Origin of the sequence: Vibrio sp. V42_P2S4T144 (assembly GCF_009904715.1) — a bacterium.
Classification (GTDB): domain Bacteria; phylum Pseudomonadota; class Gammaproteobacteria; order Enterobacterales; family Vibrionaceae; genus Vibrio; species Vibrio alginolyticus.
The window spans coordinates 1-17,432 of sequence record NZ_WXWS01000523.1 but is presented as its reverse complement, the minus strand read 5'-3'; the positions used below and the strand labels follow the sequence as shown (position 1 = coordinate 17,432).

Here is a 17,432-nt window from a genome sequence, read left to right as displayed (position 1 = left end):
ACACATTGCTTAGCAGCTCTTGTGTGTCAGTCTCTAAGCCTGGAAGCTTCACACCATAGAAAACGGCCAAAAAGTCACGAACAATGAGTTGATAAACGACCACCAGCGCGATGCTCCACATCATAGCGGCGCGTCCAGTACGTACCAATGTGTTAGAGCTGGCCGCTTCAAGCTCTGCCAGTTTGTAGGCAAACTCTTTGCGTTCTTCGTCACTGGTAAACACACGATCACCAAACTCGGTTAGTTCGTGGATAATGCCACCTACTTTCTCGCTGGTGGCGCTCTTAAATAGGCGGCTTGTAAACACTTTTGCTAGTCCCATCATTAATTGCTCTCTTTAATGTGTTCTGCGAACGCTTCTGCCAGTGCTACGGCTAGCTTTTCGCGCAGTTCTAATCCCTTTTGCAACGACTCATCGTTAGACAAAAAGAACGGCTCCAAAATCACGGCTGGCATTTTGGTTTTCATCAAGAAACGCCAACCGCGAGTATCAGTACCAGTGTTCGAGATAGGCTTAAGACCACGATTACGCTGTCCGATAAGTTCAGCCACCGCTTTTTGTAGGCGCAGAGCGAGTGCTTGGCTCTTGGCTGACTTATGCCAATGCAATGTCTCTGAGCCTTGAACGTCCTTATTTGCCACGCTGTTACAATGTAACTCGATGGCATAGTCAGCGCTTGAATCGTTCACATCACCGATCATCCGTGAGTAGGTGTCTCGATACATGATCACTGGAAGAATGTCTCGCTTATGTAGCTCGGCGGCCAATAAGCTGGCTAGGGGATGATTGTAGCTATACTCATTTATTCCGAATGTTTCATTGTAAGCGCCGCCATCTTTAAAGCTATGTCCAACAACAATACAGACTTTTTTCATTTTATAAATTCCCAAACTTAGTTTAACTAATATGCAGTTAGGTATTGACTATGTTCGGAATAGGAAATATATTTTATTTACCAGCTCGGCATCCCAATCGGCTGGTGTCAACTAACGTTGAAACTTCATTTTTAGCCTTTGTAATAGCTTCTTGCGCCGCGAACACTTACCTCGCGGCTTTTTTTTGCCTGCAATTTAGAAAAAAAACCAGCGCGAACGCTGGCTTTGCTTGGATTATGGTCGGTTTTGAACGGGCTCTATCTTGTTTGATTTGAAGTAATCAAGAACAGGATTAACTCGATAGGGTTCTACGTGGAAGCTGGCCATCACCTGATCTTTACGCATCAAGTAAAACTGATTTCCGCTGTATCGCACCGCATCAAATATCACGTTCATTCGGCACCCATCGTACATGTATTCCCCCTCGACACTGAGGCTTTTGCGTATCACAAAGGATAGTCGCGCCTTGGTGGCTTTAAGCTCGTTTCGAGCTCTAAATAGGTTAATCGCTAGTACGATGATAAGCGACAATAATCCGCATAGTTGATATGCGTTCAAATAAACTGCATAACTCATTTTGTCTTTTTCTAGTGCGAATAGGAAAGTCATTAGCAACAAAAAATATTCTACAGTCTAAATACCTCCGCTGTCGCGTCTTTGATGCTCGTTTTTTTCGTCTGGTTGCTACAAATGGTAAACGAAATCGCTTTAGTGAAGTAGTCCAGCGCTAAGGTACGTTCCTCTTTCGACGCAATGATCATTGCCTCAATCACCTTGCTTGAGCTGGCCACGCCACCAGCAAGGGGAGCCATCACCTCATTTAGCGCATCGGCCTTGTTAGCCAGTTCTGGCGGTAAGACTGGCGGCGGCAAGGTTGCACCACTATCTGAGTCACTACCGCCCGTTGGTGGCGCTGCTGGCGTTAACGCGCCATTGATTTGCGCCATTAAGGACACGGCCGCATCAACATGGCCAGAAAGACCGTTGATCACTGCCTCAAGCGCTTTCAGTTCTTCCTTGCTGGTAATTGGCAAGATACTCGGAGCGGGTACATTGTCCTCTGTGCCATCTACCTTGTGTTTGACGTTCACACCAATAGACACTTGTTCGAGGTCGCTTGGGTCGGTGATCAACACTAGGTGCTCATTCCATTGCGTTAACGTGGCCACCGTTGCGCTCACTGAGCCATTCAAACCCTTAAGCGTTGCCACTAACTGCGATGCGCCTTGGTAGTCCTCAATATCCTCGCTCACGCATCCTGATAGTTTTCCTGACAAGCTTTCACATTTCACCTTAAGGGATTTTCCTCGGGTAAGGTTCTCCGCTTCCTTAAGGCCGCCCACGTCTAAAAACTGGCGAAACTGCTCGGTTTGCTCTTGTGTGTCTAACATCAAATTGCCTCAATCAATCGTCAACAAGTCGTTACCGTTTACCAGCGTAGCGCCACACCCAAGGGCATCGCCTACCACGGCGACCGGAACGCCATTAACAGTAAGTTTTGAACTACCAGTAATAACGCCAACGTGCGGCGGGTTATCTGGTTTTACGTGCATGACGGATATATCACCCGTACCTAATACATTGATTCCATTCACGGTCAGTAGTGGTTGGCCAGAAACAAAAACACCTGGACTAAAGCCACCATGACCACTATCCACACTCCCTACAATTCCTACGGCTGGCATAGTGCATTACCCTAATGTAAATGGTGCTGCGGCAGCCTTAACAGCGAACTGGCCACCAGCATCGATATTGACGTTACCACTCGCTTTAATGGTCACTTCATTACCCTCTAGGTTGGCTTTACCGGACGCTTTAACGGTCGCATTACCACCCGCTTCGATGTTCGCATCGCCTTTCACTTTGATAGTTAGTGCGCCTCCAACTTGCTCCAATGTGTTCCCTGTTGAGCTGCGAAACGCATTGCCCTCGACGTGAATAACACATTGGCCATCTGGTGTAATTTCAATGGCCGTGCCGCTTTGGGTATGCGTTACTGAGTAGCCGCCTTGATGCGTGATGAGCTCGCGCAAACCAAATCGCACAAAGAGCGCATCTTTTCGGTCATAGGCTGGTGGCTCGGGTTCACCCTCGGCTCGTTTAGGTTGATAGGCTTCGCCGTTCACCTCGCTTGGTAGGTACGATTCGTAGTTAGGCGCGTAGTAAAGTGATCCGGTAATACGGGGATAACGGGTATCGCCATTGCGAGGAAAATCCACCCAAACCAGATCCCCTTTTTCCACTGGCACTGCATGGCCGCTACTCGGTTTTGCGCCCAATGGCAGTAGAAACTCAGCAAAGGGGAGATCCTTATCGGGGATTGCATCCCAATAACCAAGCAAGCGAACGGATACCATGTACAAACCTTTCGGATGGACGGTATTTACCACCTCGGCCTGATAGCTACCAAACAAGCGGTTAGTGACGTTGGTGCGTGTTCTGTTCTCTGACGAATCGCTCATAGATTACGAACTCCTAACTCGATACGACACTGATACCGGTTCCCACGTTGGCAATGGGCGACACGGTTCATGATTTGTTTCTCTGGCATGGATTCATCCAGCTCGGTAGCGGGTAGCCGTTTATGGAATAGCACTGAGCACACCGAAAGAGGCGTAAAGGCAGTATTTCCGGTAAGTTCCACATCCAAAATAGGGATGATGGCCATGTGTTGATTATTCAGCGCCTTGGCTTGTGGGACGCTAACCATAACCATAGCGCCCGAACGTTTACCGCCTTGGAAACCCTCGACGGTATCCCAAGAGGCATAGTTACGGTTAAGAACGCGCTCAAACAGGGCTTCCTCTCCGATAATGGAGTAGTTCGCAATGCTGTGCTCTGCTTCCTCTGGATTTGACTGTTCCAGCTTGAATTGCTCGCTCATATCCATGTTCTTGAGCGACTTAAAGTGCATAATACCACGGCAGATAAACGCTGCTGAACCGTAATCTCTGGCCATTGTTCGAATTAAGCGAGACTTAGTGCCACCAGCGTTTAAATGGTACGTAGCGCCACGCTCAAAGCTGTCACATTCGATTTTTAGATCGGGTAATAGCTCGGCCAGAATGTCTCTAGGCTGCATTTCGACAAAGAATCGAGGTGCTGTGACTGGCTCTTTAAGTAGGTGCGCGTCCTTTTGGAACGCTTGAACCGTTAGCATGCCGTCAGCGCTGGTGGACTTGGCCACAATGAATTTTTCAATCCAAATCTGATCGCCTCGTTCGTTCACATCGGCCATCGTGACCTCTATCTCTGAACCGCGCTTAATCCCGTAGTCATCCCGATAAACGGCAGCCTGATCCATGATTTCCATAACCAGCTTGTTGCCGTCCATCGAAGCGCACTCAATGTAGGTAAACGAATGAATGTGCTCGATAGGTATGTCATTTTCGTTGGTGACAACTTTTTGGGCGAGAAAGTATTCTTTATTACTCAATGACTCGGCCTCCCATACCAATCGCGCCCTGACGGACAGTGATCGACTCGGCCTCATAAACCTCTGCAATCACTTCAAAAGAGATTGAGGAAGCAAACAGGCGAGTATTTTCATGGTCTACTTCGGCGGGTTCGGTCATCGCATCTTTACGGCCACGTATCTCGATGCTGATTTCCATTTCAGTATCAGCGAGCATGGTTTTCGCTCTGAATACGTGCTTCCGCTTGCCCTTGGTATGACGTAGCCAAACCATTAAACCTAGCGCTAGGCGGCTAAGGGTAGACTGGTTCCAAGCTAGGGCATTAATGCGGTAGGTAAGCGCGACAAAGGACTTATTAACCACGGCATAAGGTTGATCTTGCTCATTGGTTAGTTCGCCACAATCAGCAATATCGACGTACTCCGCGCCATCAACAAATCCAATCACCGGATCGCGCGTGATATAGCAAACAGGCAAAAGCTCATTACGGTTTGCTTTCACCTTGTCACCTAGTTTGGCTGTCAACTTAGATAGGAATGACACTGGATCGGTAAAGTTGCCGTAATAAATCTTTCTCGACTTATCACGGCCAACAAAGCGAGAAAACTCACTGTTCTCTCGCCGTTTAGTGTCAGTCACAACTAAGGAATCAAGCACGTTCTGGAAAAAGGCAGCCACCGCACGATCGATGTCGGTTAGCTCTGTGTGTTCCACCTTGCCATCGAATGTCACTACATCGCATGGGATTTCAAAGAACGTCTCATTCAGTTGCATGATTAGTCCTCCAAATCGTCCAGCTCGTAATACTTACGGCCTTTCACGATAGTGATGCACTTATCGCTTCGGTGTAAGGTCACATCGAACTTGTGGAAGTTGCTCGTTAGGATAGGGAGGTAAGCCGATACTGGCTCATTGCGTTGGTAGCCGTCTCGCGTTTTACGGCCTTTACCGGATCGGTTGCCCTCATAGATTTGAATGACCGCGCAATCAAAATCAATCTTGGCCATGTCTGCGATCGCTGCATCGAGATCTTTGCACACGTTAAGTACGTCCGCGCATAACATGACGCAAAAACGGCGTTTTGAACTGTCAATTTCGGCAATATTGCTCACTACGCCTTTGGCTTTTGAACTCGGGTCAAAGTGAGTGACCGTCATGCTCTGCTTGTGGCAGTTAGTAAGACATTCTTCTGTTAGGTCGGGAAACTTACCGCAACCAAAGTTAAGAATGTTGTTCGCGTATGACCAGTTAGGCGCAAGTTTACTAAGGCGCTTTGCACTGACTGGCACTTGCTTTCGGCTAGTCTGTAATGTCATGACCACTCCATGATTGGAGCAGCGCTTTAAGGATGGGCGGAATAGGGTTGATATGAGCGTAAATTATACACCTCCACGTTATTAACCCTAAATAACCAAAATGGTGCATATAAATGTGATGCACATCATATACATCTCATGAACTCTCAAGTAAATTGCGCGCGATTAAAAATCATTATCATTTACATTAACGTCAATTAAGTAGCAAGGGCTGTATTTATGCGCATTTATACTTTGATATTTTTCTTCCTCTTTTCCACTATTACACCAACTCTCGCAATGGCTTCATATCCACCTCTTTGTAATATTGTAAAGGCAAAAGAGCACCATAAAATCCCTAATGAAAGCCCATACTGTATTGAAACAGAAGAAGCTCAGGTCACGTTTGTTAATCTATCGTCAAACCCTGTTGAAGTGGTCAGCTTAAAGGATTCTACTCACCTTGTTTATCCAAATGAGTATGTAGTTACTACAGGCAGATTTGTAGTCGCAAACTCTAAAGGCGCTGTAGTTGGTAAAGAAGAACGAGGCATCGTTGTGGCTCGTGATTATGGTGGTAAAAAAGCAAATGTGAATCAAAGGATTGCACCTTTAGCCGTTTGGATTCCTAGTGCTGTTGGTGGAGCAATTTTGGGCGGAATGGGGGTTGTAGCTTCGAACCCTAGCGCTGGCCTTAGACCTATTGTTATTGGAGCATTCTCAGGAGCGCTTGGTGGAGCATTGGGTCCATTGATGGGAGCTGGTCAGTTTGGAGTAGTTGCAGGTGGCGCTTTAGGTGTCTCTGCTGGTGGAGCGTGTAGCAGTTGTCATATTTAATCTGGACGTTTGCAGTCGCATCATATTTGGTGCTTTGCTTTACTCTGTTAAAGGGAAAGAAAGAACGATTATTATATGGCTGCATAATAATCAGTTTAATTGTAGTGAACATCATATTTGACTTCAGGGAGCCTCATTTTTTTGATGTTTTGTCTGCGTTCATTATCTATTTTCTTTCTAAGTGGGTTAAAGCAGATCCTAAGTATTTTCTTATCACAACCACAGTCATATATTGGCTCTACCCTCTAGTGTTGAGTGTTACAACACAACAATGACGAATAAGTAATCATTATATGACTGAAAAGAGTCGCCTGAGAGGCGACTCTTTCTTTTAGAAACGCTATAAACAAGCCAATTGCGTTGCGTTTGATGTTTAAGGTGGTATGCGGCGGCATTCGGTAATGCGTTGCTCAGCTCTTAATAAGGCGTTATATGCCAGTAATCAGAAAGTCGATAGCAGAGATGATCTCGTCTCTAAAAGTGCTTAGATCATTTACAGGCTCTCTTAGAATTTTGGTTGGTACACTTGCCATTTGATGAGTCAGAATTACGAAGTCACCTTCATCAATATGGATTACGGGGCATAGATGACTGGGCGCTTTTTTCTCTAACAACTCAGTAGGCGTTAGCGGAATAACTAATCGAGTGTTCAATGTATCAAGCAATTCACTTTGAACGTCAACAAAGTATGGGTATGCGGTTGAAGTGCTTTTATCGTTGTTTTTGTATAGCGAAAATTGTGGCATTAGAATACTCGGTAAGAATCAGAAAATAGTCCGTGGTTTTCAGTTAGCTCGTTGCAAGCATTAATGGCATCAGCATTTTGCTCTAACCATTCAGCTTTCAGGCGTTGACTCACTTCTTTCTCAAGTGCCTTTTCCATTGTTGCCGAAAGGTTTATATTTAAGCGTTTAGCCTCAGCAAGTAACTCACTATTTAAGCTTAAGTTTGTAGCTTTCTTTGGTGCTTGCGTACTATATGCGTTTCTCATGACAGTAACCTATGCGTATTGTATGTGCGCATGAATTATAGGCGCAATACAAGCATATAACAAGGCGTTTAAGAGGGGTTCATGCCGCGTGGCATTTTTGGTCGTCGGTGAGTTTTGGTGGTGAAAGTGGTCTGCGTAAAGTTGGTTTAGGCGGCACTCACCCCTTAACGCAGCGTTATAAAGCTCGAAGAAAAAGGACATTTCGTGGAAATTCGAACAGGTAAATTTGAAGATGTTGCTGGCATTACCGACATCTTTAACTTTTATATTGAACATACCAATGCACGCTTTGAGGAATTTCCATTTACTCTGGAAAATCGTCAGGAATGGTTCTCTCAGTTCTCTAGCACTACCAAACATCAACTATATGTGGCCGTAGAAAACGGCGTGTTGCTAGGTTTTGCATGTTCCCAACAGTACAGAGCTATTTCAGCTTTTGACGACACTGTAGAAGTGACCGTTTATCTGGCACAAGAGGCCAAAGGGAAAGGTTTAGGTTCTAAGCTATATACTCAGTTGTTTTCATCCATTCGTGCTTATGGCGTCCATCGTGTATTGTCGGGTGTTGCATTACCAAACGATGCATCAGTGGCATTACATAAACGGTTTGGTTTCAGAGAAGTAGGTGTTTTCAATGAGTATGCCAAGAAACATGGACAGTATATTAGCTCGTTGTGGTTAGAAAAGGCGTTTAACGTAGAGTCCGCTTTATAACAAACAATTTAAGTGTGATTCGGCACGCGTGGCATTTTTGCTATGCGTGAATTTTAGTGATTAGGGCGGTATGCGGCGGCATAGGTATTGCGTGCCTCACACCTTAATTGGGCGTTATGTGTTTAATTGAATTACGGAGGTTTAATACAATATGAGCAATGAAGTATCAATTGCTGAAATCGTAGTAGGTGAGGCCAGGATCAGTTTTGAAATCCCATCTAGCTTGTACAATATAATATCAGAGCATGCAAAAGCAGATGACTTAAAATTGTACAGTTACAATGCTGAACAAATCATCGATATACTAAGAAGCTTCGTTCCTGAAGATAAAAAGCCACCAACACATCGCCAAGAGTCTTATGCGAAGTCAATTGCGAAAGCACTAAATCTTGACCTACCAGACGAAGTATTGAACTCCAGTGAGTCTTGTAGTGAATTTCTTGATACTTACTCAGAGCAATACCAAGAGCAAAGGGCAAAAATAGCGGAATTTCGATCAAGAAATAAGGCTCTAATATCTACTGCAAATAAGGTTGGGCGTTGGCAATCTGCAAAACTCCTACTTGAGCAGGGAACGCCGATAGAAAAGGTTGCCGAACAGTTTGGAGTTAAACCGCCAACAATAGAAAAATATGTAATGCAATTCAACGAGTGGTCCTTCGTAGCGAGCTCAAATGGTACATACGATATAGTTCAGAACTTGATCAAAAGACAAAGTGCTGGTGAAGATATCTATGCCTTATACGACGAGAACCTCGGGTAAAAACACATAACAAAGCGTTTAAGGCAGATTCGCAATGCTCGGCATTTTTGGTTTGCTTTGAATTTAGTGTTTACGGCACAAAGGTTTAGGTAGGGGGCGTTGCTCACTACTTAACGCGGCGTTATGCGACAGGATTAAAAAGGGCACTAATAATGCCCCAAAGTACATGTTCAAGATGTTAGGTGTGAATATCGGCTAGTTTTTACAACCATTTTTATCACACGTAATACGTTCATGTGAATTTTGCCAATGATCTGAGTGTTTCTTGGTATCAGTACCACAGCCAGTATCTCCGCCTTTAACGCCCTTATGTACGACTCCTGTTGGTGTATGTTTCACAGCCATATGCTTGTATTCTCCTAATTGATTTAAGTTGCTTCCCAGCCATAAATGACCGAATTAACAAATAGTAAGCAAAGTTGCATATGTCAATATAAGTAATAACTAAAGTTCATTGTCGTGAGCTAATCGCATAACAAAGCGTTCAAGAGGGATTCTCAACGCTTGGCAGTTTTGGTTCAAAGTTTAGCTTTTGTGTTTATGGCACAATGGTTTAAGTGGGGTGGCATCGCGTTGTTCACCCCTTAACGCGGCGTTATGCCTCACGGAGGAAAAATGAGAAATTTGGCAGCAGATACAAAAGTCGCTCAAAAGAATATTTCTAGAATACAGACCCTAATTCCAAGGAAGCTTTTGGTAAAAGAAGACAAAATTGCAAAAAAGCAGGCGAAAAGTTCTGATTCTGACATTAATAAATTGCAGCAGTTGTTCAAACTAACGGAAGAATTAACCAATAAACTTTCTCCAGTTACTTCGTGTAAAGCGGGTTGCGGGAATTGTTGCAAAATAAACGTTTCAATTACTAAACTTGAAGCTGAGCTTATTTCTGAATACACAGGGAAGGCTCTAAATAAATCGGTTGCTGTTGGTAAGCCCGATTATCACGGATCTTCATGTACTTTTCTTATCGACAATAAGTGCTCAGTCTATTCTGTTCGTCCATTTGTTTGTAGAAGACAAGTATCCGTAATGCCATCTGAACATTGGTGTCATCCAGACTTAAACCTTGATGTTGAGGTTCCCATGATTGAGTTTTCTGAGTTGTCTAATGCTTTTTACGCAATTGCAGCTCGTAGTGAAGTAAAAGATATTCGAGCATGGTTTGGCTAGAGGCATAACAAAGCGTTTAAGGCAGATTCGCAACGCTTGGCATTTTCGGTTTGCTTCGAAATTAGTGTTTACGGCACAATAGTTTAGGTTCAGTGGTAGCGTTGCTCACTACTTAACGCGACGTTATGCGCCAATAGAAAACAAAGGTTGGTCTCTAAATGTTAACAACAAAAATTGAAACGGAACGACTAATACTAAGAGCTTTAGTTGAAGATGATGCAAGAGACTTGTTTGATATTTTCTCAGATCATGATGTCATGAAATATTGGAACTCTAGTCCCTGGGTTTCAATTGATGAGGCTAGATTATTTATAGCCAATAGCGTACAGGCAATGAATAGTAATAAAGAAGTGACCCTAGGTATTTACCTAAAGAGTACTGGTCAACTTCTGGGTAAGATAATGCTATTTAACTATGCGAAAGAGTCTAGGCGCGCAGAAATTGGGTTTGGCGTCAGCCGTAATTTCTGGGGTAAAGGTATTGTACTCGAGGCGGGAACTGCGCTTATTGAATACGCATTTAAAAATTTGCAGTTACGTCGAATCGAAGCTGAGATAGATCCAGACAATATTTCTTCAGGTAAAGCCTTGGAACGGTTAGGGTTTGTTAAAGAAGGCTTTCTAAGGCAGCGGTGGGAAGTTAATGGGATTGTCTCAGATTCCGCAATTTATGGGTTACTAGCTAAGCCTTTGGGCAGCGCATAACAAACTGTTTAAGTGATTCCAACGCATGGCATTTTTACTGTGCGTTGTGTTTAATGTTTAAGGTGGTATGCGATGGCTTCGGTATTGCGTTGCTCACACCTTAGCAGGGTGTTAGTTTGCTAAAGGCTAGCGGTTAACTAGCCTAAGCTTGCTCTCACATCTGCGATGGTGATGAAGAGTTTGTTTTCAGCATCTTGAAATTCTTGAAAACCATAGCGTTCATAGAAATGTTTTGCTCCATCTTTGGCATCAACGATAACAACTGGAAATGCAACGCTATCACTAGCGGCTAATAGCTTTCTGAGTGCGTCGATAAGCAGCCACTCACCAAAGCCTTTCCCTTTGTATCGGTCATCGACAGCAAGACGGGCAATCAGACCACCAGAGGTGGATGATTGGTGCTTTTTTTGTAACTTATCGGGCAATGCCTTCAATTCAATTGGCGTCATTGTAAGCGTGTAAAAGCCTATGACATGTGAGTTGTCGTTATCATCTTCCAAAACAAACGTTCTGGTGTTGTCCTTCTTTGCTTGCTGACTCGCCATTACTTTTAAGTAATTGTTGAGAGCTTCGATGCCACAGTTGAATCGGTTTCTATCGTGTTTAGCTTTATCTAGAAGTACCGTATTCATCATTGAATCTTGCTCTCATATCGATCAGCAGCAGCTTTTAGTTTTGAGTTCTGTGTTTCAGGACGGTCTAAAGCTTCCATGAGCAACATCGCATCTGCTTGGCTCAGTTTTAAAGCCTGCTCACGTTCGATGACTTGTTTAGCTTTTTCGATTGCAGCGCTTAGAACAAACGAGTTGATGCTAGACATGCCGGCTATCGCGGCAGCCTTAGTCAGTAAGTCTTGTGTATCGACATCAACTCTAGCGGTGATGCGAGGCAAAGTAGTAGCCATAATGTTATCTCCTATTGTGTCAAAATGTCACATGTGCATTATGGTCTTAAAGTGTGCAATAAGCAATCTCTGTGTCACTTTGGCACGCAAACTAACAAACAATTTAAGAGTGATTCAGCGCGCTTGGCATTTTTGGTTTGGGTTTAGCCAAGTGTTTACGGTGGTAAAATGAAGTACTTTAGTCGCGTGCTTCGCACCTTAATTGGGCGTTAAGTGCAATCAACAATAGTGACATCAAAAAGTATGGAAGTATGAGTATTAATATAAAGTGGGATGGTGATTGTCGGCTTTAGGTTCATGCAGTGCTACGGATGTCGTCTTGTTACGGCTTTGTTGCTTAATTCGACGAGAAGACATGGTAGCCCCATGTTGTTTAGTTCTTAAACAACATACTGAGTGTCAGGCATACCTAGCCCTGTAAGCTTGTTCAGCGCTTTGATCATAGCGTAAGTCTCACCAACTTGAGCGTTGTAGTCCCTCAGGCTTAATTTCTCACCTAACAACTGTTTCACTCGATACATTGCTGTCTCTGATAGCGAGCGCTTATGGTAGCCATAGCGTTTCTTCCACTTCTTGTTGGAGCCGTAGAGCTTCTGACAACCTACTGCTAAATTGCGAGGGTGTCCTTGTTCCCAGAATGCAGCCCCTTCTCGTGGTGGGATAAGCGCAACCGCTCGCTTAATCCGTATCGCATCATGACAATTCCTTGTGTCATAAGCACCATCACCTGATATTTCAATGATTTTACGACGCGTCTGCTTGAGTAAGTTGGGGAGCACTTCGGCATCAGTTACGTTAGATAAACTCAGCTCTGCTGCGACTATTTCGTGAGTGCTTGTATCTACTGCAATATGCAGTTTACGCCAGACTCTGCGCTTCCCATCAGTACCATGCTTCTTGACCTTCCATTCACCCTCGCTATAAACCTTGAGGCCAGTGGCATCAATTGCCAGGTGTTGTATTGCTCCTCTGGTTTTGGTTTTAAATGAAACCTCAACTTCCTTAGCTCGGCGGCTTATACAGGTGTAGTGCGGGCAAACAAGCGGGATGTTGGCCAGCTTAAAAACAGAGTCTAGAAAACCTTGTAGCGCTCTCAATGGCATAGAGAAAATGCGTTTCACCATCAGTGCGGTAGTAATGGCTAAGTCGCTGAATCGGCGAGGTCTACCACGCTTGCCTTGTTTGTTTTGTTTCCACTCAGCTATCGTTTCCTCATCAATCCAAAAGGTCAGAGAACCACGGTTGATTAAGGCTTTGTTGTACTGCTTCCAGTTAGTTGTTTTGTAACGAGGTTTAGGCATGAGGCTACGACAATTGATGGGTGTAGCCGATCAGATCGTAGCTTCTAGATTTAGTTCCATCGATTTAAGCAACAAAGCCTGTATATAGCTCTATTGTCTGGCTGTCAGGCGATCTTTCCCCGTCGGTTATAACGAACAAAAGTCCTGTGATATTGAATAGCATGAGTCATGTGGCAATATTTGCCATAAGTCAGCTCATGATTGGCTTGGCAACTATAGCTAGATATCTATTAAATGGGCTGGGCTTTGAAAACTATGTGCTAAAAGCATGCTGCATTGTGTGTCCAGCTTCGGGGCTGCTAATTTATGCATTGAATACAGCTTTCAATTTTGAGTTTGAGACTGTCATTGCACTTGTATCAGCCACGTATGTGCTTCTAGCGCTAAGTTTCTGTACAAAAGCATGCTTTAGAGCAAATAAGAAAGACAAGTACTCACAAGCTTAAATAGCTTGAGTTAAAAAGATAAGCAATAGCTGAAGTAGTACGGTGAATTGGGCCACTTAAATGAAGGTTAATTACACATGCACCCTCGTGGCATAAGAGAACATAACTTTGCCATAATCAGTGCAAGTCAAGGATTGCTAAATTAGCAAAAGCGCTGACTCACTTCTGTCCGTGCGACATGAAGTCGCATAAAGCGCTGTTCACCGCGATAAGAGTGAATGTATGGTACGCCCCGCATTTGCAAGTAAATAAATAATAACGAGCTGATTTGCGCCAATGTATTCAGAGTCTTTATGAAGTCACTACACAACTTCGCTCTACGATGAGATCCACGCCAGATTGTCCTCATAACCATCAAAGCATTTTAATTTGCTTGTTCACTCAACAGGTTTCAATCTGGTGGTCTAACCGTTTTGTCATCACTTATCTGATCTGAACCAGCAGAACTGGACACTTCACTGAGCGACTTTCCGATAGCAAAAATTATCCGAGTTTTTCTACTTTACGTGATTACTCTAAGAAGGCTTTGTCCAAAAGCTTCTCGGATTGAATTTTTACCTGTGGCACTTTCTAACTCGAAAGTGCCCCTTTTTTAGCTAGACAGAGAGCATTGACGACTTTCTCTCACCACTTCGTGACCTACTTTTCCTAATAGCAGAGTATGAGCCTAGTTGTGCATTTTGGATTATACATGCATGATCGGTAATTTGTCGGATTCAGAATGAAAGAAACCTGTTAGCCTTATGTATAGCTTGGAGTAGCAAGGAAGAATTGAATATGAAGAGAATAATAAAATGTCTGGTGTTCTGCTGCATTGCTCTATCATCACATTCAGCTAATGCTGATTTAGAGGTGATTTTCGCAAAGGAAGCGGAATTGCCTTTTGCGTTGTCACCAACCAAGATTAGTAATTCGCCTAGCAAATTTAGTAACTCAATTAATAAGTTCAGCAATTCGGCATCAAAGTTCTCAAACTCTCCATCAAAATTTGATAACAGCCCATCTAAGCAAGACAATGGCAAAAGTGGGAAAAACCGCCTGCTCATAAAAAAATTAGGAAGTTATGACTATATTGGATACTACGTGTGGAACGGTGAAGGGGTAATGAACTTTTTCTCACCAAAGGGAACGAGGCTATTTTATTCACCTGCCGATACTGATGCTGTATTTGATGGCTCTGATGGCAAATTCTGTGGCGCATTGGCGAGCATAGAAAATGAGGATGTTCTTGTAATTACGGAATCAGGTCAAATAGCTTTTACCAAAGAAGGTATTTCATTATTCTAATCAGCGCAGAAGAAATCGAATTCATCAGGTTCATACGTAGGTGGCAGTGGGCTAATTTAGTAAAGGCACTGACTCAAAATTGTCCAGAACCTTCACAGTTGGTACAGGAAACATAGCTCAACAATGACTCACCTTTGCCCCAAAACGAGTTTAGATGGCAGAAAACTCCTATGAGATTAATTTGTGCAACTAGCTGCTTCGCCATTTCCCCATTCCGTTCAGAAGGACTTTTAAAGTATCTTTCTTGTAAATAGTTAATCTTTAGTTTTTGTAATATACCTTAGAAAAAGCCTTCCGTTAGGAAGGCTTTAAATTCTATCGTATCAGTAGTAGAGGGACCGTTGTGTCGGCAATAATCCTAGTCGTATTACTTCCGACGAAGAATTGGCGAAGTTTAGAATGCCCGTAAGCCCCCATCACAATCATGCCAATCTTTTGCTGCTGCTGATAGGTCAAGATAGCAGAATGCACTTCGCCTTGTAATTGGGCTTCAGCAACGTTGATGCCATTGGCCTTGAGTTTCTGCGAAGCATTTAAAAAAGCATCAGATTTACTATCAGAATCTTCAACCATCACAAGATGACAGGTCATGCCTTTTAGAAGCGGCGTGTTGATCGCCTTATCAACCAGTTTTTCGCTGATCGTACTGCCGTCGAAGGCAAGTATGTAACTATCTGGCTGAGAAAAATGACCTGAGGCAATCAGGGTATGAGCCTTAATCGAGCGGACAACACTTTCTAACTGTGAGCCAATGGTTTTAGTGTCATTCTGATGAAGCTCACCAGACTTACCCATAACTAAAACACGAATGTCTTGCTCCATATCGGTTAAGGTTTCAACAAGATTGCCATGCTTTTGTAGCTTTTGAATATCGTTGTGACCCTGATCATTTAAGTGGTTTTCTAGCTCGCTTAATAGCGCTTTGCCGTGCTTTAGTGCAATTTTTGCTCGTTGCTCATCAAGTTCAACAAGCTCTGCCAGTAACTGCTCTCTCGCACCTAAGCCAATATTGCCACTTAATTCACTGTCCGCTTCTTGTGACGATTTGTCCAATACATGAAGTAACGTCAGGGGTGCAGATAGTTTTTTTGATGTCCATGCGCCAATGTCGGCAACTGATTGAGAATAGCTTGATCCATCGATACACGCGATTATGTTTGTCATATTTGGCTCCTTAGTGCCCGCCCATCAGTTTTTCAACTTCTTCTGGTTTATCGTGGATACCAAACTTATCAACGATGGTGTTGGTTGCTTCATTCATGCCAATCAAATTGACATCGGTGCCTTCACGTCTGAATTTAATCACAACACGATCGAGAGAAGAAACCGAGGTAATATCCCAGAAATGTGCATTTGAGAGATCAATCGTGACACGCTCAAGCGCTTCTTTAAAGTCAAACGCTCTTAAAAATTGATCCGACGAAGCAAAAAAGACTTGTCCCACAACACGATACGTACGCTCTTCACCACTTTCAGACAAATCGCTTTTCACCACCATAAAACGACCAATCTTGTTGGCAAAAAACAGCGAAGCCAGTAAAACACCGACAAAGACACCAATGGCGAGGTTGTGAGTCGCGACCACTACCGCTACTGTCGCAATCATAACAATATTGGTCGATATAGGATGAGACTTAAGATCTTTAATCGAACTCCAAGAGAAAGTACCAATAGAGACCATGATCATCACGGCAACTAATGCAGCCATTGGAATAAGTTTCAGCCAATCACTGAGGAAAACCACCATAATCAATAAGAAAATACCCGCACAAAGCGTAGAAAGACGACCACGACCGCCCGATTTGATATTGATAATGGACTGACCAATCATGGCACAGCCAGCCATACCACCAATAAAGCCTGTTGCGATATTGGCAATACCTTGTCCTTTACACTCACGGTTCTTATCGCTGTTAGTATCCGTTAAATCATCCACAATCGTCGCCGTCATCATCGATTCAAGCAAGCCTACAATCGCAAGACCTAATGAGTAAGGCAAAATAATCCAAAGTGTTTCAAGGTTAAGCGGGACATCAGGCCATAAGAAAACAGGCAAAGTGTCAGGTAGTTGTCCCATATCGCCAACCGTACGTATGTCGATATTAAAGACAATCGCGACTGCCGTCAGCGAGATAATACACACAAGTGGTGATGGTAAAAGCTTTCCGACATAAGGGAGATAAGGGAACAAGTAGATAATCGCAAGACCCGCAGCCGTCATCGCATAAACATGCCAGGTCACGTTGGTTAACTCTGGCAGTTGCGCCATAAAAATCAAAATCGCTAAAGCATTTACAAAGCCAGTGACCACCGACCGAGAGACAAAGCGCATTAAATCCCCTAACTTGAAATAACCTGCTGCGATTTGGATGATGCCCGTCAACACGGTTGCGGCTAATAGGTATTGTAAGCCATGCTCTTTAACGAGCGTGACCATCAATAAAGCCATCGCTCCTGTAGCCGCTGATATCATTCCTGGACGTCCACCGACAATGGATATGATAAAAGCAATACTAAATGAGGCGTACAGACCCACTTTAGGGTCAACACCAGCAATAATGGAGAACGCAATCGCTTCAGGGATCAAAGCCAGTGCTACAACTATGCCAGCCAGCACATCACCACGCACATTGGATAACCAATCACGTTTCATCGTTTCAATCATGAATTTACTCGTAAAATTAATAAATTAGTTAATGTATAGAAAGGAATTGAGGAAGGCAGGTGG

General features: G+C 43.7%; 23 protein-coding genes. 6 read left to right on the top strand and 17 right to left on the bottom strand.

All coding sequences use genetic code 11. The features are described 5' to 3' along the window. From CAG68_RS17500 to CAG68_RS17460, 9 genes are all read right to left on the bottom strand, one after another. Positions 1-325: hypothetical protein (locus CAG68_RS17500; protein WP_161441424.1), on the bottom strand; the 325-nt coding region annotated here is incomplete at its 3' end. Further along, positions 325-876 carry an N-acetylmuramoyl-L-alanine amidase gene (locus CAG68_RS17495; RefSeq protein ID WP_054577207.1) on the bottom strand — a complete coding sequence of 184 codons (552 nt, stop codon included), beginning with the start codon at positions 874-876 and terminating at the stop codon, positions 325-327. The genes CAG68_RS17495 and CAG68_RS17500, both read right to left, overlap by 1 nt. Positions 877-1,110: 234 nt before the next feature. Beyond that, on the bottom strand, positions 1,111-1,272 hold the full coding sequence (locus tag CAG68_RS22220) for a hypothetical protein (protein ID WP_155396901.1): 162 nt from the start codon (positions 1,270-1,272) through the stop codon (positions 1,111-1,113). Positions 1,273-1,502: 230 nt separating this feature from the next. Further along, a complete protein-coding gene (locus tag CAG68_RS17485; RefSeq protein WP_161441422.1) occupies positions 1,503-2,267 on the bottom strand; it encodes a hypothetical protein in 765 nt (254 codons plus the stop codon). Between the two features lie 9 nt (positions 2,268-2,276). Beyond that, complete coding sequence (locus tag CAG68_RS17480) at positions 2,277-2,561, bottom strand: PAAR domain-containing protein (RefSeq protein WP_054579149.1); 285 nt, start codon at positions 2,559-2,561, stop codon at positions 2,277-2,279. 6 nt (positions 2,562-2,567) lie between these two features. Next, positions 2,568-3,338 (bottom strand): hypothetical protein, encoded by a 771-nt coding sequence (locus CAG68_RS17475; protein WP_161441421.1) that lies wholly within the window; start codon positions 3,336-3,338, stop codon positions 2,568-2,570. Further along, on the bottom strand, positions 3,335-4,312 hold the full coding sequence (locus tag CAG68_RS17470; protein WP_161441420.1) for a hypothetical protein: 978 nt from the start codon (positions 4,310-4,312) through the stop codon (positions 3,335-3,337). The genes CAG68_RS17475 and CAG68_RS17470 overlap by 4 nt, the downstream gene beginning before the upstream one ends. Beyond that, positions 4,305-5,066, bottom strand: a complete 762-nt coding sequence (locus CAG68_RS17465) for a hypothetical protein (protein WP_109170158.1) — start codon at positions 5,064-5,066, stop codon at positions 4,305-4,307. Before CAG68_RS17465 ends, CAG68_RS17470 begins: the two co-directional genes overlap by 8 nt. Positions 5,067-5,068: 2 nt before the next feature. Further along, a complete protein-coding gene (locus tag CAG68_RS17460) occupies positions 5,069-5,608 on the bottom strand; it encodes a hypothetical protein (protein ID WP_161441419.1) in 540 nt (179 codons plus the stop codon). A gap of 219 nt (positions 5,609-5,827) precedes the next feature. Between CAG68_RS17460 and CAG68_RS17455 the strand changes: the two genes are divergently transcribed. Further along, the gene (locus tag CAG68_RS17455) at positions 5,828-6,424 is read left to right on the top strand and encodes a hypothetical protein (RefSeq protein ID WP_161441418.1); all 597 of its coding nucleotides are present in this window, start codon (positions 5,828-5,830) and stop codon (positions 6,422-6,424) included. A 428-nt stretch (positions 6,425-6,852) separates the two neighbouring features. Here the strand turns inward: CAG68_RS17455 and CAG68_RS17450 are convergent, their stop codons facing one another. Both CAG68_RS17450 and CAG68_RS17445 read right to left on the bottom strand, forming a co-directional pair. Beyond that, positions 6,853-7,170 carry a CcdB family protein gene (locus tag CAG68_RS17450; protein ID WP_024703868.1) on the bottom strand — a complete coding sequence of 106 codons (318 nt, stop codon included), beginning with the start codon at positions 7,168-7,170 and terminating at the stop codon, positions 6,853-6,855. Further along, a complete protein-coding gene (locus CAG68_RS17445; RefSeq protein ID WP_017420672.1) occupies positions 7,170-7,415 on the bottom strand; it encodes a type II toxin-antitoxin system CcdA family antitoxin in 246 nt (81 codons plus the stop codon). Before CAG68_RS17445 ends, CAG68_RS17450 begins: the two co-directional genes overlap by 1 nt. Positions 7,416-7,619: 204 nt before the next feature. Here CAG68_RS17445 and CAG68_RS17435 point away from each other — a divergent pair, with 204 nt between their 5' ends. Further along, positions 7,620-8,129, top strand: coding sequence for a GNAT family N-acetyltransferase (locus tag CAG68_RS17435; RefSeq protein ID WP_065645009.1), 510 nt, complete (start codon positions 7,620-7,622; stop codon positions 8,127-8,129). A 151-nt stretch (positions 8,130-8,280) separates the two neighbouring features. Next, a complete protein-coding gene (locus tag CAG68_RS17425) occupies positions 8,281-8,892 on the top strand; it encodes a hypothetical protein (protein ID WP_109170054.1) in 612 nt (203 codons plus the stop codon). A 195-nt stretch (positions 8,893-9,087) separates the two neighbouring features. On the opposite strand, the gene CAG68_RS22215 is transcribed toward CAG68_RS17425, so the two are convergent. Continuing rightward, positions 9,088-9,237: a hypothetical protein gene (locus CAG68_RS22215; RefSeq protein ID WP_202599991.1), complete on the bottom strand. Its 150-nt coding sequence runs from the start codon at positions 9,235-9,237 to the stop codon at positions 9,088-9,090. A 270-nt stretch (positions 9,238-9,507) separates the two neighbouring features. Here CAG68_RS22215 and CAG68_RS17420 point away from each other — a divergent pair, with 270 nt between their 5' ends. Together CAG68_RS17420 and CAG68_RS17415 are read left to right on the top strand one after the other, a co-directional pair. Then, the gene (locus CAG68_RS17420; protein WP_053319305.1) at positions 9,508-10,062 is read left to right on the top strand and encodes a YkgJ family cysteine cluster protein; all 555 of its coding nucleotides are present in this window, start codon (positions 9,508-9,510) and stop codon (positions 10,060-10,062) included. Between the two features lie 158 nt (positions 10,063-10,220). Then, positions 10,221-10,766, top strand: coding sequence for a GNAT family N-acetyltransferase (locus CAG68_RS17415; RefSeq protein ID WP_161441417.1), 546 nt, complete (start codon positions 10,221-10,223; stop codon positions 10,764-10,766). Between the two features lie 137 nt (positions 10,767-10,903). Here CAG68_RS17415 and CAG68_RS17405 read toward each other — a convergent pair whose 3' ends face one another. The 3 genes from CAG68_RS17405 to CAG68_RS17395 form a co-directional block, all read right to left on the bottom strand. Beyond that, the gene (locus CAG68_RS17405) at positions 10,904-11,401 is read right to left on the bottom strand and encodes a GNAT family N-acetyltransferase (protein WP_109170058.1); all 498 of its coding nucleotides are present in this window, start codon (positions 11,399-11,401) and stop codon (positions 10,904-10,906) included. Next, a complete protein-coding gene (locus CAG68_RS17400; RefSeq protein WP_109170059.1) occupies positions 11,398-11,670 on the bottom strand; it encodes a type II toxin-antitoxin system TacA family antitoxin in 273 nt (90 codons plus the stop codon). Before CAG68_RS17400 ends, CAG68_RS17405 begins: the two co-directional genes overlap by 4 nt. A gap of 380 nt (positions 11,671-12,050) precedes the next feature. Continuing rightward, positions 12,051-12,971, bottom strand: coding sequence for an IS5 family transposase (locus tag CAG68_RS17395; RefSeq protein ID WP_161441416.1), 921 nt, complete (start codon positions 12,969-12,971; stop codon positions 12,051-12,053). A 1,223-nt stretch (positions 12,972-14,194) separates the two neighbouring features. Between CAG68_RS17395 and CAG68_RS17390 the strand changes: the two genes are divergently transcribed. Next, positions 14,195-14,704, top strand: a complete 510-nt coding sequence (locus CAG68_RS17390) for a hypothetical protein (protein ID WP_161441415.1) — start codon at positions 14,195-14,197, stop codon at positions 14,702-14,704. A 315-nt stretch (positions 14,705-15,019) separates the two neighbouring features. Here the strand turns inward: CAG68_RS17390 and CAG68_RS17385 are convergent, their stop codons facing one another. Together CAG68_RS17385 and CAG68_RS17380 are read right to left on the bottom strand one after the other, a co-directional pair. Next, complete coding sequence (locus CAG68_RS17385; protein ID WP_161441414.1) at positions 15,020-15,868, bottom strand: universal stress protein; 849 nt, start codon at positions 15,866-15,868, stop codon at positions 15,020-15,022. Between the two features lie 10 nt (positions 15,869-15,878). Then, the gene (locus tag CAG68_RS17380) at positions 15,879-17,369 is read right to left on the bottom strand and encodes a SulP family inorganic anion transporter (protein WP_161441413.1); all 1,491 of its coding nucleotides are present in this window, start codon (positions 17,367-17,369) and stop codon (positions 15,879-15,881) included. Positions 17,370-17,432 lie beyond the last annotated feature (63 nt).